The organism is Bacillus sp. AFS088145 (assembly GCF_002564465.1).
Classification (GTDB): domain Bacteria; phylum Bacillota; class Bacilli; order Bacillales; family Bacillaceae_G; genus Gottfriedia.
Map to the genome: position 1 here is coordinate 185,647 of NZ_NUUX01000005.1, position 15,015 is coordinate 200,661.

The following is a 15,015-nucleotide window of genomic DNA, read 5'->3' on the forward strand; positions in this document are numbered from 1 at the left end:
GCTAATCGAATGCTAGCCTCTCATTTATTTTGTGCTTTTTATTTTTAATGTGATCTCTAATACGGTATCAAAGTAGATTGTATCTATTTCAAGTTTAAATCGCCGATCATCTTTAATATAAACTTTATTTTCGACTGCACGTCTTAATAATTCCCGATTTTGGGAAACGCTTTTTATATCTTGAGTCAGTAAATTACTTAGGTCATCCTTTACATCATCTATAAGTTGATGATTAGTAAATTCATTTAAATTGTATTGTTTGTAATTTAATATTGTCACTTTGATTTCTTGAACTGTTAAATTTCGTTTTTTTTCCTTGTTCATTCGTTCCATATTTTCAAAAAATATATTTTTATCTCTTAAATATTCTTTATTGAGCATTTTTAATTCAGATATTTGTTTTACTTGCTCTTCTTCTGTCACACCGTAAAAATAAATAAAGACAAGCCAACTAATAATAAACCCGAAAAAAATGCCTACAAAAAATTTTGCCCAAGCGTGGGAGAGTTGTTCTGGAGGAGCTTTCATTAAACATGTTCTCCTGTAAACCATTGCATAATGATTGTACCTGTATGAGTTCCTCCCATGGCAGCTATAATCATGAAAATTTGCTTAATGAATTCGATTGTTTCTCCTTCGAATAATCCTTTTTCAAAACTATAGAATGTATCAAATGTTCCACCAATCGCCCCAACAATTGCCCAAATTCGTAACTTCATTGATAAATCATACATGCTGCTAAGTGGCGGCTGTCCAATGACATAGTATCCGATTGAACCAATGATCGATCCACCTATTATAATTCCTAGTGAAATAAAATACATTGAAATTAATGCTGGTATAAATGGCAACTTAAGCTCCAATTGTCCTCACTCCCTCAATTAATATATATGGACAAAGTGTTAGGTGTATGATGAGTATTGAAGTAAGTTTAAAATAAAAGATTTGTTTTAATTTTCACGAACGAAAATAGAATGTAAGTTCGTATTTTGTGATAGAATAGATTATATTGAAAAGATGGTAAGGAGGAATGTAGATGAGTTTTGTTCATTTGCAAGTTCAAAGTTCTTATAGTTTATTGCAAAGCGCATGTAAAATAGATGAATTAATTAATGCTGCTGTTAGAGAAGGACATCCTGCGCTTGCTATTGCAGATGAAAATGTCATGTACGGGGTAATTCCTTTTTATCATGCGTGTAAAAAAGCAGGGATCAAGCCAATTATTGGGGTGAAAATCTCAATTTTAATGGATGAACATCAGTCTTATCCGATGATTTTACTAGCGAAAGATTTGGCTGGTTACCAAAACCTTTTAAAACTTACAAGTACAATAGGGACAAAATCACCAGAAGGAATTCCTAAAAAGTGGTTAACGGCATATAGTAACGGCATAATTGCAATTACGCCAGGAATCGAGGGAGAAATTGAAAACTTACTATTGAATGGAGAAATCGACAGAGCTATTGTTCAATTAAAAGAGTATCAATCAATTTTTGATCACTTTTTTGTTAGTATTCAAGATCACGGTTTACCTGAAGATCGTTTGCTATATCCATTAATTAAACAAGTACAAAAAGAAACAAACATCAGTCTAGTTGTTACAAATGACGTTCGATATATTGAAAAAGAGGATGCACTTATTCAAGATGCATTATTTTCAGTTAAAAATGGTACTAAGTTATCGGACGAATCAAGACCAAGATTACATTCGAACGAATATTATTATAAATCAAAAGCCGAATTATTGAAGTTGTTTTCTGACGAAGAAGAAGCATTTCAAAATACTATACATATTTCAGATATATGTAATGTAACGATTCCTTTTCATCAGCCCTTATTGCCTAAGTATCCAGTACCTGATGAATATTCAACAGTGGAATATTTAAAAATGGTTTGTGAAAATGGCATGATTGAGCGTTACGGGGAAATAAATGATGAACTTAAACAAAGATTAGAATTTGAATTAAATACAATCAATAAGATGGGATTTAATGATTACTTCCTCATTGTTTGGGACTTTATTAAATATGCACTTGAACAAGGGATATTTGTTGGACCAGGACGTGGTTCCGCCGCGGGATCTTTAGTGGCTTACGTATTAAAAATTACGAATGTAGACCCAATACATTATAATTTACTATTTGAACGTTTTTTAAATGAAGAAAGAATTACAATGCCAGATATTGATATTGACTTTCCAGATCATCGACGAGATGAAATGATTGATTATGTCGCTTCAAAATATGGTGATGTGCATGTTGCCCAAATTATTACATTCGGAACATTAGGAGCAAAAGCAGCCATTCGAGATATTGCTAGGGTAATGGGACTTTCACCAACTGAAATAGATCGGTACTCGAAGCTAATTCCATCATCGCTAGGAAATTCATTAAAAGATGTCTATGAGCAATCAAAAGCATTTAAAAGTCATGTTGAACATTCTGGTATTCATAAACGGATATTTGAGGTAGCTTGCCAAGTTGAAGGATTACCTCGCCATACAAGCATTCATGCAGCAGGTGTTATTATTTCTGAACTTCCGTTAACAAATGTTGTCCCGTTACAAGAGGGGAATCATGGAGTGTTTTTAACACAATATCCTGCAGAAATACTTGAAGAGCTTGGATTAGTAAAGATGGACTTCCTTGGCCTACGTAACTTAAGTTTATTAGAAGAGGTCTGTCGATTAATTTATGAAGCAAAAGGCGAAGTAATTAATTTGGAAGAAATTCCGTTAAAAGATCTAAAAACATTTGAAATTCTGAGTAAAGGAGATACCTCAGGCGTATTTCAGCTAGAATCATCAGGGATGAGGAGGGTACTACAGCAATTACAGCCTAATCAGTTTGAAGATATAGTGGCGGTAAACGCGTTATATCGTCCGGGTCCAATGGAGCAAATCCCTAGATTTATTCAATATAAACATGGATTGGAAAGGGTTACGTACCCTCATCCAGTTTTAGAAAAAATATTAAAACCAACACATGGAGTAATTATATATCAAGAGCAAATCATGCAAATTGCTTCAACTCTTTCAGGGTTTACTTTAAGTGAAGCAGATTTACTTCGAAGAGCTGTAAGTAAAAAGAAGAAGGAAGTTTTAGACGAAGAAAGAATTCATTTTGTAGAAGGTGCAATAGCTAAAGGTTATGATGAACAAGTTGCAAATGAAGTATACGATTTAATTGTCCAATTTGCTAACTATGGATTTAATAGGAGTCATGCTGTTGCGTATAGTATGATAGCGTATCAACTAGCCTATTTAAAGGCAAATTTTCCTCTAGAATTTTATGCAGCACTTTTATCGAGTTTTATAGGAAGTGAAGAGAAAGTATCGAATTATATTGGGGAAGCAAAATTGAAAGGGATCCCAATCTATCCACCTTCAATAAATAAAAGTCAATATGCATTTATAGTTGAAGGAAATGGAATTCGATATAGCTTATTAGCTATTAAAAATATAGGAATGGCAGCTGTAAGAGAAATTCTACAAAAGCGGCCATATAAAGATTTTTTTGAGGTGTGCATTAAAATTTCACCAAAAGCATTAAACCGAAAAAGTATAGAAAATTTAATTTTTTCGGGATGCTTTGATGAGTTTGAGCTCGACCGTGCAACACTATTAGCAAATATTGATATGATTTTTGATTACGTGGATATAGTAAGACCTGAAAATGAAGATCAATTTGATTTATTTCTTGATGAAGATTTTGTGCCTAAACCAGAAATTATTAAAGTTGAGCCAATGAAAATCTCAATTAAGCTTGAACTTGAAAAACAGGCTTTAGGTACTTATTTATCAGGCCATCCGATTAGTCAATACGAGAAGTTACTAAATGAAAGTGATGCCGGGACTATTTCATCAATTATGATGAAGAAAGATACAGAGCATCTACTGTTTGTCTATATTAAGGATTTAAGGATTACAAAAACAAAAAAACAACAGCATATGGCTTTTTTACAAGTTGAAGATTTAAGTACTTCAATTGATGCTGTTATATTTCCGACTACTTTTGAAAAAAACCGTCATAAATTAAAAGAAAAAGAAGTAGTTGTAGTTAAAGCAAAAGTTGATGAACGGGATGAAAGAAAACAATTAATAATAAATGAAGTCCTTACAATCGAAGAAATGGAAGAAACAAACGATCAAAAGAAGTATACTTTATTTATTAAAATTACGGGACATACTAATAAAAATATTTCCTACACAATACAGCAAACGCTCTCTAAGTTTAAAGGGCATGCGAAAGTTGTGCTTTACTATGAAGAAGATAAAAAAGCTGTTCAATTATCTGAACACTATTATGTGAATCCTTCTGTGAATTGTCTTTCGATGTTAAGAAATATTGTAGGAGATGCAAATGTTGTATTAAAGAAATAGACATTCTTCTCTAAACTATTTATTATTAACATACATGTGATATCATACAAAAAGAAAATTTTACCTTTTAAAGAGAAAATCACTAAGAAATATACAGTTGAAAAGTCAACTCGTCAACATTAGGGAGAGTGAATAGTTTGTCATTATTAAGTGAAGAAGCATTACATATGCATAGAGTACATCAAGGTAAATTAGAAACAGTTTCTAAGGTGCCAGTTACAAATGCTAAAGAACTAAGTTTAGCGTACTCACCAGGTGTTGCCGAGCCGTGTAAAGAAATTTACGAAGAAAAAAGCAGAGTGTATGAATACACAATGAAAGGTAATATGGTTGGTGTAGTTTCGGATGGATCTGCCGTTCTAGGATTAGGTAATATTGGACCAGAGGCTGCATTACCTGTAATGGAAGGTAAAGCTGCTTTATTTAAAAGCTTTGCTGGTGTTGATGCATTTCCAATCTGCTTAAATACGCAAGATGTAGAGCAAATCATTCAAACAGTAAAATTGTTAGAACCTACATTTGGTGGAATAAATCTAGAGGATATTGCAGCTCCAAACTGCTTTATAATAGAAGAACGCTTAAAGCGTGAAACAAATATACCGATATTTCATGATGATCAACATGGAACGGCTATCGTTACACTTGCAGGTTTAGTAAATGCTTTAAAAATAGTGAATAAAAATATGGCAGATATTAAAGTGGTTCTAAATGGTGCAGGAGCTGCAGGTATTGCTATATTAAAATTATTGTATCGTTTTGGTGTTCGCCAAATTATTATGTGTGATACAAAAGGTGCGATTTACGAAGGTCGTCCAAATGGTATGAATAGTGTAAAAAATGAAGTTGCAAAATATACAAATAAAGATAAAATACAAGGTAGCCTTAAAGAAGTACTTGAAGGGGCAGACGTATTTATTGGGGTTTCTGTAAAAGGAGCAGTAACTCAAGAAATGGTTCGTTCAATGAATGAAAATCCTATTATTTTTGCAATGGCTAATCCTGATCCGGAAATTATGCCTGAAGATGCAAAAGAAGCAGGAGCTTTAGTAATTGGTACTGGTCGAAGTGATTATCCTAACCAAGTAAATAACGTTCTTGCATTCCCAGGAATTTTCCGTGGTGCATTAGATGTTCGTGCTACTCATATTAATGAAGAGATGAAAATTGCTGCAGTAAATGCAATTGCAAGCTTAGTAAGTGAAGCTGATTTATCTCCAGATTTTATTATTCCAGCACCATTTGATCCTCGAGTGGCTCCAAAAGTAGCTGCTAGTGTGGCAAAAGCTGCAATGGAAACAGGGGTTGCGAGACTGAATGTTGACCCGAAAGAAATCGAAGAAAAAACAAAAAAACTAGCTCTAATTAAATAGTTTTATTACCAGATATCAATATTAATGGGGATAGTATTACAATACTAAAATTAAGTAATGTAGTACTATCCTTTTTTATCTGATATAATACTTAGATGTGGTAAAAAAGCGCAGAGATTGTTGGAAATTAAAGGAATTTCATAAAAAATGACTAAATTAATTTTTTAAGATTTTCTACAAATTTCAAGTTGGTTAAATGGTTGAAATGACGAAATTTAGCTGAATTTTATCGACAAATGTTAACAAAAAGTGTATAACATTTATAGTATCCTATTAGTATTTAGTACTAAAAAAGTTAGGAGGAATTAGGTTGCAAATAAAAGACTTATTTTCCAAAAAGAAAAAATATGCATCTATACCTTCAGAAGTAATGAGACAAGATTTACCTGACGGTGTTATGACAAAATGTCCTAAATGTAAAAAAATTAGTATTACAAAAGAATTAATAAAAAACCTAAAAGTTTGTAATAGTTGTGGATATCACCATCAAATGACAGCATTCGAAAGAATCGAAAGCTTAATTGATGAAGATACTTTTGAAGAGTTTGATCAAAATATGGTTTCTGCAAATCCTTTACACTTCCCTGATTACATAGAAAAGCTTGAAGGGGATCGTAAAAAAACAGAGCTTAACGAGGCTATTGTTACAGGAAAAGGAAAAATCGACGGTATTCCTGTTGTAATTGCAGTTATGGATGCAAGATTCCGAATGGGAAGCATGGGATCTGTTGTCGGAGAGAAAATAACTCGTGCAGTTGAGCGAGCTTCATCTGACGGTTCACCATTTATTATTTTTACTGCATCTGGCGGAGCTCGTATGCAGGAAGGTATTTTAAGTTTAATGCAAATGGCAAAAACTAGTGCTGCGCTTAAAAAGCATAGCGAACTAGGTTATTTAGCAATTTCAATTATGACAAATCCAACTACAGGTGGAGTATCTGCTAGTTTTGCATCTTTAGGCGATTTTAACTTTGCTGAGCCTGGAGCATTAATTGGTTTTGCTGGTAGACGTATTATTGAGCAAACGATCCGTGAAGAACTACCTGAAGACTTCCAAACTGCAGAATTCCTTTTGAATCATGGTCAACTTGATGCAGTTATTTCACGATTAGAATTACGTTCAAAATTATTTACAATCCTTAATTTACATCAAGGGGGTGTCTTGCAATAGTGGTTATGTTAGAATTCGAAAAACCGATTCATGAACTAAAGACGAAAATAGACGAACTTAAGGTTTATACAAGTCAACATGATGTTGATTTTTCTGAAGAAATCAGACGTTTAGAAGAACGTTTAAAAACCTTAGAAAATGAAATATACGGTAACATGGGAGTTTGGGATCGTGTACAAGTTGCTAGACATCCAGAACGACCAACTACTTTAGATTATGTTAATAGATTATTTACAGATTTCTTTGAGTGTCATGGTGATCGATTATTTGGAGACGATGCTGCAATCGTATCAGGTATCGCATCTTACCGTGGATTACCAGTTACTGTCGTTGGACATCAACGTGGTAAAGATACAAAAGAAAATATTAGACGTAATTTCGGTATGCCACATCCAGAAGGTTACCGAAAAGCACTTCGTTTAATGAAGCAAGCAGAAAAATTTAACAGACCAATTATCGCGTTTATCGATACAAAAGGTGCATATCCTGGTAAGGCAGCTGAAGAGCGTGGACAAAGTGAAGCAATTGCCCGAAATATTTTTGAAATGGCAGGCTTAAAAGTACCTACTATTTGTATTGTAATTGGCGAAGGTGGTAGTGGTGGAGCGTTAGCATTAGGAATTGGTAATAAGTTACTGATGTTAGAAAACTCAACTTACTCTGTTATTTCACCAGAAGGTGCAGCAGCATTATTATGGAAAGATTCTTCACAAGCACGTAGAGCAGCTGAAACAATGAAAATTACGGCTCCAGACTTATTAGAATTAGGTGTAGTTGACCAAATTATTCCTGAAGTAAAAGGTGGAGCACAAAATGATGTTGAACAACAGGCTAAATATATCGACAAGTACTTATACGAAACATTAAAGTCACTGGTAACTATGGATAAAGAAGAGCTAGTTCAACAACGATATGAAAAACACGCAAAGTTAGGGAAAATTTCTTTTAACCAATAATATTTAGTTTAACTTCTAGAGTGTGTGAAACAATATGTTAGCATGCTCTTTTTGTATTTTTTTTATAAATTTAGTAAAAAATAGCAATATGCATAAAGAGTCGTCATACTTTTTAAAAGTGTTTTATTCATTAAAAAAAGTTTATGAAAAAGTTCACATTATTTCTATTGTTTAAAAAGGCATTACATGGTACTTTATTAAAATGAATAAATGCATAAGGTAAAATCATTGAGGTGAATACATAATGAAAAGAATTGGCGTATTAACTAGTGGAGGAGACTCTCCAGGAATGAACGCTGCTGTACGTGCAGTTGTAAGGAAAGCGATTTTCCATGGTCTAGAAGTTTATGGTGTATACCAAGGTTATTCTGGTCTTATTAATGGAAATATTGAGAAGCTTGAGTTGGGTTCTGTTGGTGATATTATTCATCGTGGTGGGACAAAACTACTTAGTGCACGTTGTCCAGAATTTAAAACTTTAGAAGGACAAATGAAAGGGATCGAACAGCTTAAAAAGTTTGGAATTGAAGGGTTAGTCGTTATTGGTGGAGATGGCTCATATCAAGGTGCAAAGAAGCTGACTGAACATGGTTATCCTTGCGTTGGTGTTCCAGGTACAATTGATAATGATATTCCAGGTACAGATTTTACAATTGGATTCGATACAGCATTAAATACTGTTATTGATGCGATTGATAAAATTCGTGATACAGCGACATCACATGAGCGTACATATGTAATTGAAGTTATGGGTCGTAATGCAGGTGATATTGCTTTATGGGCAGGGTTAGCTGATGGAGCAGAAACGATTTTAATACCTGAATGTGACTATGATATGGATGATATTATTAGTAAATTAAACCGTGGTAGTGAGCGTGGTAAAAAACATAGTATCATTGTAGTTGCTGAAGGCGTCGGAAGTGCAATTGAGATTGGAAAAGTAATACAAGATCGAACTAACTTTGACACGCGTGTAACAGTTTTAGGCCATGTTCAACGTGGTGGTTCACCAAGTGCTGCTGATCGAGTTTTAGCAAGTCGTCTAGGAGCGAGAGCGGTTGAACTACTTATGGAGGGCAAAGGTGGACGTTGTGTTGGAATCCAAAATAATAAGTTAGTTGACCATGACATTATTGAAGCACTATCTAAAAAGCATGAACTTGATCGAGATATGTATCAATTATCTCAAGAACTTTCAATTTAATTAGATAGATTTAATTGGGCAATCGATTTCATAAATTTCGTAATAGTATAGAGTTTTATATAAATTTGGAGGGTAAAAAATGCGTAAAACAAAAATAGTTTGTACGATTGGTCCTGCTAGTGAATCGGTAGAAAAATTAGTAGAGTTAATTAATGCAGGAATGAACGTAGCACGTTTAAACTTCTCGCATGGTTCTCATGAAGAGCATGCTGCAAGAATTACAAGTATCCGCGAGGCTTCAAAAAAAACTGGCAGAACTGTAGCGATTCTTTTAGATACAAAAGGTCCAGAAATTCGTACTTTAGATTTTGAAGATGGCCAAGCAGAATTAAAAACTGGAAATGAAGTTATTATTACTACGGAACCAGTAGTAGGTACAGCAGAAAAATTTGCAGTATCTTACGAAGGATTAATTGACGACGTACATGTTGGTTCTAAAATTCTTATCGATGATGGTTTAATAGGATTAGAAGTAATCGGTATTGAAGGAAATGATATTCGTACTAAAGTGTTAAACAGCGGTTTAGTAAAGAATAAAAAAGGTGTAAACGTACCAAATGTACGTGTAAATTTACCTGGTATTACAGAAAAAGATATAAGCGATATCGAATTTGGTATTGAGCAAAAAGTTGATTTTATTGCTGCATCATTCGTTCGTAAAGCTTCTGATGTATTAGAAATTCGTGAGCTTTTAGGTAAACATGGCGCTGAGTATATTCAAATTATACCGAAGATCGAAAATCAAGAAGGGATCGATAATATCGATGAAATTCTTGAGGTTTCAGATGGTTTAATGGTTGCACGTGGTGATATGGGTGTAGAAATTCCACCAGAAGAGGTACCAATCGTTCAAAAACTATTAATTAAAAAATGTAATAATTTAGGTAAGCCAGTAATTACTGCTACTCAAATGTTAGATTCTATGCAACGTAATCCTCGACCTACACGAGCAGAGGCAAGTGACGTTGCAAATGCCATTCTAGATGGAACTGATGCAATTATGTTATCAGGAGAAACTGCTGCAGGCACATATCCAGTCGAATCTGTTTCAATGATGAACTCAATTGCGCTTCGAATTGAAAAAAGCTTACAATACGAAGAATTATTTAAAAAGCGTCAAAGAGAAAATAAAGGAACGATTACAGACGCAATTGGTCAATCGGTTGCAGCAACGGCTTTAAACTTAAAAGTAGCCGCAATTATTGCTCCTACTGAGAGTGGACATACTGCGAAAATGATTTCAAAATATCGTCCAAAAGCTCCTATTTTAGCTATTACATCTGATATTCGTATTTGTCGCCGCCTAACTTTAGTTTGGGGTGTTCAAACTGAGTATAGAGAAAGAGCAAACTCAACTGATGAAATGTTACAACATGCTATGGAAGCGGCTCAAGACGCTAAATTTGTTTCAAATGGTGATACGGTCATTATTACTGCTGGACTACCAGTCGGTGAAACAGGTATGACAAATATGATGAAAATCCATGTAGTAGGTGACGTGATTGCTCAAGGGCAAGGTATTGGTCGCAAAACTGCTGCAGGAAAAGTTGTCATCGCAAAAACAGGTGAAGAAGCTGTATCGAAAGTTACTCCAGGAAGTATTCTTGTAACAAATAGTACAGATCGAGACATGATGCCAGCGATTGAAAGAGCAGCTGCTATTATTACTGAAGAAGGTGGATTAACTAGCCATGCTGCAGTAGTAGGTGTTAGCTTAGGAATTCCAGTAATTGTTGGAGTTGAAAATGCAACGAACATCTTAGTAAACGGTCAAGCTGTTACAGTAGATGCTTCTAGAGGAATAGTTAGTACAGGACATAAAAGCATATTTTAAGATATAATAAAGAGAAGGACAAAGTTTCCTTCTCTTTATTTTTTGACATGAATAAGATTAATAAGAGATATTTTTAATTCTAAGCAAGAGGTGAGACTATCATGAAAAAACTTGTTGGTTGGCTATTGTTAATCCCATTGATTGATTTAATCTGTTTAACATTACTTGGTAGAGTAATTGGTTCCTTATCAGTATTTCTTTGGCTAATCGGTACGCTTTTGATTGGTATATATATCATGAGAACCGTATGGGTTACAGTTAAACAACAAGCCGGAGAACAGCTTCGGGCAGGCAAAATGCCAGATTTAATCATGATAGAGGGATTATCATTTTTCCTAATTGGCCTCCTGTTTTTTATTCCAGGACCAATTACCGACTTACTGGCAATCGTGTTACTAATTAAACCAATTCGAATCAAATTTGTTCAACAACTTATTTATTTTGTCATGAAAAGGCTAAAAGGTAATGTTGTTTGGACTGGATTTATAAAGAAATAAACATTAAAAATGCAAAATATTTTTTTATAAGAGACAAAAAACGAGAAAGCAGTTAGCTTTCTCGTTTTTCAGCGTGTTGAAATATAAAATGGTTAAACGTTTTTTAAGTGAATTTTATTGATAATATAATTCATTTTTTGATGATCTATTTATGATTTTAAATGTTAATAGGTTTATGCAGTTTTATAATATCAACAAATTCTAGTAATTGTTTATTCTTGAAAAGTAAAAAATATTTAAAGGCAAATTGTTAGAAAAACAGGTTCAAATAAGTTATGTTCGGTACTAATTGACCTACTAATTGATTAACAAGCTATTACGCTACTCTAAGTAAAGGATATTTAAATTTGATTTTTAGTATAACCATTTTTTTGATGAATAAGTTGATTGGAACGAAAGGATGCTCGACTCCTATGGGATAAGCGGGAAGGCTGAGACCCCGCAGGCGCGCCGAGGAGGCTCNNTCAGGTCTCGCCCCATGGAAAGCGAGCATCCTGTAATGGAAATCAACATCACTCTACTCCTTTTACAAAAATTTGATAATAAATTGACAAGTTTTTTTCAACAACGTAAAAACGAGAAAGCAGATAGCTTTCTCGTTTTTATTTTGAGTTTAATTCGAACCTCTAATATAATACCAAATTTCATGGAAGACTCTTGCTCGATACAAAGTTGATAAAATTACTAAAGTTACTGGACCAGCAATCAATCCTAGTAGACCAAAAAATTTGAAACCAACAAATAACGAGATTAAAGTAGGAAGCGGTTGTAATCCGATATTTGAAGATAGAACTTTTGGCTCTGCAAGTTGTCGTTGGACAATTACAACACCATATAAAATTGCTAAACCAATCGTTAATTTATAATCGCTAGACAAAAATGTATATAAGATCCATGGTACGAAAATTAAGCCAGTTCCTAAGTATGGAAGTAAGTCGATGAAACCGATTAGAATAGCTATAGTGATTGCAAAAGGAATTCTTAATATTAATAATCCGATTAAGACTAGCACTGTTGTCATAGAAATAAGAGTGATATGTGCTTTAATAAAACCAAATAAAGCTTTTCGTAAATCAATAAAAATGGTTTTGCTGTAATGTTGAATTCGATCTGGGGTGTATTTTGCGAATAAATTTTTTATTTTGTACCAATCTTTACTAATAAAGAATGTTGCTAATAAAGAAACGAATATTAAAGTAGCAGTATTTGGTAATAAAGCAATTACTAGTTTAATTCCTACAATAATTCCGTTTAATGCTTCTTTCCCTAGATTAATTGCAGAATCGCCAATCGATTGTATATTTGTGCGAATCGTTTGTTGTTGACCAGCACCGAGTTGACTATACTTGCTCATAATTAAGTCATATAAAGGAATCACCTTATCAGTAACAATATTTTCAACGAAATAAATTAATCGTTCAAAGCTTTCTGGAACAACTTGAATTAAATAGGTTGAACCTGAAATGATTTCCGTAATTAGTAATGTAAATAATCCTGCTAGAACAGCTAAAAGTAAAATAATTGATAAAAATGCTGCTATTCCTCTTGGTATTCTGGCTTTTTCGTTTAATAAATTTACTAGTGGATTTAAAAGGTATGCGATGATTAAAGCAATGATGAAAGGGTATGTAAGTTTTGAGATGAATAGTGCCACGTAAAGACCTAGAATAGTACATGCGATTACAAATAAAAACCGAATGATCTGAAAAACTAAAGTTCTATTCAAACTTTTACCTCCTTCCAAAGTGAAATGAGTCCTCTTGTCTTATTTTATCAAGAATTATTTTTTTATAATAGTAAAGTTTGATAGTATTTATTAATAAATTATACATTAAGGGGATACTAACAAATGAGTGAATCGACAATTTTTCTCTTAGTTTTATTATTAATTGGTGCAATTGCTAAAAATAACTCTTTAATTATTTCAATTATAGTATTGTTAGTACTAAAATATACTCCTCTAGGAGTTCGAGTATTTCCTTATATGCAATCAAAAGGTATTAATTTAGGTGTAACAATCATTACGATTGCTGTATTAGTACCAATCGCGACCGGTGAAATCGGTTTTAAAAATTTGATTGATGCATTAAAAACCCCTGTTGCCTGGATCGCACTACTCTCTGGTATCGCCGTGGCTCTTTTGGCAAAAGGTGGAGTACAATTATTAGCTACTAGTCCACAAATAACAGCAGCATTAGTACTAGGTACTGTACTGTCTGTAGCGGTATTTAAAGGGGTTGCAGTAGGGCCTTTAATTGGAGCTGGAATCGCATATCTATTCATTTGGATTGTAGAATTAATTAAGTAATTGCATAATAATTATATTTTAGTAAATTGTTTTCATTCACAAAAGTCAGATTATTGTTTATAATAAATGATAGTAGGGTTCCTTTCTATGTATACTCGGTAATTTAAAAGAGTTATACCAGTATATATATGTATTAATACTAGGGAAATTTTTGCGTAAAGGAGAGAGGGGAATATGACAGTTAAAAGTGGTTTAGAGGGTGTTGTAGCAGCTACGACTTCTATTAGTTCTATTATTGATGATACATTAACGTATGTAGGTATCGGTATTGATGAATTAGCAGAATATGCAAGTTTTGAAGAAGTAGTATATTTATTATGGCATCGCAAGTTACCAAATAAGGATCAGCTTAAAAAACTTTCTTCTCAATTAGCAGATAATGCTGAATTACCAGAAGAAGTTATTACTTACTTAAAATCAACTAATTTAAAAAATGTACATCCTATGACTGTATTACGTACAGTTATTTCAATGCTTGCATTGTATGATAAAAATGCTGAAGCAATGGACTCAGATTCAAATTATCTTAAAGCAATCCAACTTCAAGCTAAAATTTCAACATTTGTGGCAGCGTTTTCTCGAATTCGTCAGGGGCTTGAACCAGTCGCTCCTAATAAAGATTTATCATTCGCGGCTAACTTCTTATACATGCTGACAGGCGATAAACCTAATGATATTGCAGAAGAAGCAATTAATAAGGCTTTAGTACTACATGCTGATCATGAATTAAATGCTTCAACATTTACTGCACGCGTTTGCGTAGCGACATTATCTGATATTTATTCAGGTATTACAGCTGCAATTGGAGCTTTAAAAGGTCCATTACACGGCGGAGCAAATGAAAGCGTTATGAAAATGTTAGCTGAAATCGGTGAGATTGAAAATGTTGAATCTTACGTTCAAGAGAAAATGGATGCTAAAGCTAAAATTATGGGATTCGGACATCGCGTATACCGTGGTGGGGACCCACGTGCGAAACATTTAAAAGAAATGTCTCGTCAATTAGGTGCAATTACTGGAGAGATAAAATGGTACACAATGTCTGAAAAAATTGAAGAACTTGTTACAACTCAAAAGAATATTCCACCAAATGTTGATTTCTACTCTGCATCTGTTTATCACAGCTTAGGAATTGAACATGATTTATTCACTCCAATCTTTGCTATTAGCCGTATGTCTGGCTGGACTGCTCACATTTTAGAACAATATGAAAATAATCGTATTATTCGTCCGCGTGCAGATTATACAGGACCAGAGAAAAACTCTTACATTCCAATTGAAGAGCGTGCATAAA

General features: G+C 33.6%; 12 protein-coding genes. 9 read left to right on the plus strand and 3 right to left on the minus strand.

Features of this window, described 5'->3' with window-relative positions; genetic code table 11:
* Positions 1-24: 24 nt before the first annotated feature.
* Together ytrI and ytrH are read right to left on the minus strand one after the other, a co-directional pair.
* Positions 25-528 (minus strand): sporulation membrane protein YtrI, encoded by a 504-nt coding sequence (gene ytrI / locus COI44_RS02885; RefSeq protein ID WP_098426567.1) that lies wholly within the window; start codon positions 526-528, stop codon positions 25-27.
* On the minus strand, positions 528-863 hold the full coding sequence (gene ytrH / locus COI44_RS02890; RefSeq protein WP_286163724.1) for a sporulation membrane protein YtrH: 336 nt from the start codon (positions 861-863) through the stop codon (positions 528-530). The genes ytrI and ytrH overlap by 1 nt, the downstream gene beginning before the upstream one ends.
* A 173-nt stretch (positions 864-1,036) precedes the next feature.
* On the opposite strand from ytrH, the gene dnaE reads away from it, so the two are divergent.
* From dnaE to COI44_RS02925, 7 genes are all read left to right on the plus strand, one after another.
* Positions 1,037-4,381: a DNA polymerase III subunit alpha gene (gene dnaE, locus COI44_RS02895; RefSeq protein ID WP_098426568.1), complete on the plus strand. Its 3,345-nt coding sequence runs from the start codon at positions 1,037-1,039 to the stop codon at positions 4,379-4,381.
* 167 nt (positions 4,382-4,548) lie between these two features.
* Entirely contained in the window at positions 4,549-5,751 is a 1,203-nt protein-coding gene (gene ystJ / locus COI44_RS02900; protein WP_156339694.1) for an NADP-dependent malic enzyme, read from the plus strand.
* A gap of 370 nt (positions 5,752-6,121) precedes the next feature.
* A complete protein-coding gene (accD, locus tag COI44_RS02905; protein WP_098232217.1) occupies positions 6,122-6,922 on the plus strand; it encodes an acetyl-CoA carboxylase, carboxyltransferase subunit beta in 801 nt (266 codons plus the stop codon).
* Positions 6,922-7,878, plus strand: coding sequence for an acetyl-CoA carboxylase carboxyl transferase subunit alpha (accA, locus tag COI44_RS02910; RefSeq protein ID WP_483295413.1), 957 nt, complete (start codon positions 6,922-6,924; stop codon positions 7,876-7,878). Before accD ends, accA begins: the two co-directional genes overlap by 1 nt.
* 244 nt (positions 7,879-8,122) lie before the next feature.
* Positions 8,123-9,082 carry a 6-phosphofructokinase gene (pfkA, locus tag COI44_RS02915; protein WP_098426570.1) on the plus strand — a complete coding sequence of 320 codons (960 nt, stop codon included), beginning with the start codon at positions 8,123-8,125 and terminating at the stop codon, positions 9,080-9,082.
* Between the two features lie 79 nt (positions 9,083-9,161).
* Positions 9,162-10,916 carry a pyruvate kinase gene (pyk, locus tag COI44_RS02920; protein ID WP_098426571.1) on the plus strand — a complete coding sequence of 585 codons (1,755 nt, stop codon included), beginning with the start codon at positions 9,162-9,164 and terminating at the stop codon, positions 10,914-10,916.
* A gap of 101 nt (positions 10,917-11,017) precedes the next feature.
* Complete coding sequence (locus COI44_RS02925; RefSeq protein ID WP_098426572.1) at positions 11,018-11,413, plus strand: FxsA family protein; 396 nt, start codon at positions 11,018-11,020, stop codon at positions 11,411-11,413.
* Between the two features lie 613 nt (positions 11,414-12,026).
* On the opposite strand, the gene ytvI is transcribed toward COI44_RS02925, so the two are convergent.
* Complete coding sequence (gene ytvI, locus COI44_RS02930; protein WP_098426573.1) at positions 12,027-13,139, minus strand: sporulation integral membrane protein YtvI; 1,113 nt, start codon at positions 13,137-13,139, stop codon at positions 12,027-12,029.
* A 123-nt stretch (positions 13,140-13,262) separates the two neighbouring features.
* Between ytvI and COI44_RS02935 the strand changes: the two genes are divergently transcribed.
* A complete protein-coding gene (locus COI44_RS02935; protein ID WP_069034597.1) occupies positions 13,263-13,721 on the plus strand; it encodes a DUF441 domain-containing protein in 459 nt (152 codons plus the stop codon).
* A gap of 174 nt (positions 13,722-13,895) precedes the next feature.
* Positions 13,896-15,014: a citrate synthase gene (citZ, locus tag COI44_RS02940; protein WP_098426574.1), complete on the plus strand. Its 1,119-nt coding sequence runs from the start codon at positions 13,896-13,898 to the stop codon at positions 15,012-15,014.
* Position 15,015 lies beyond the last annotated feature (1 nt).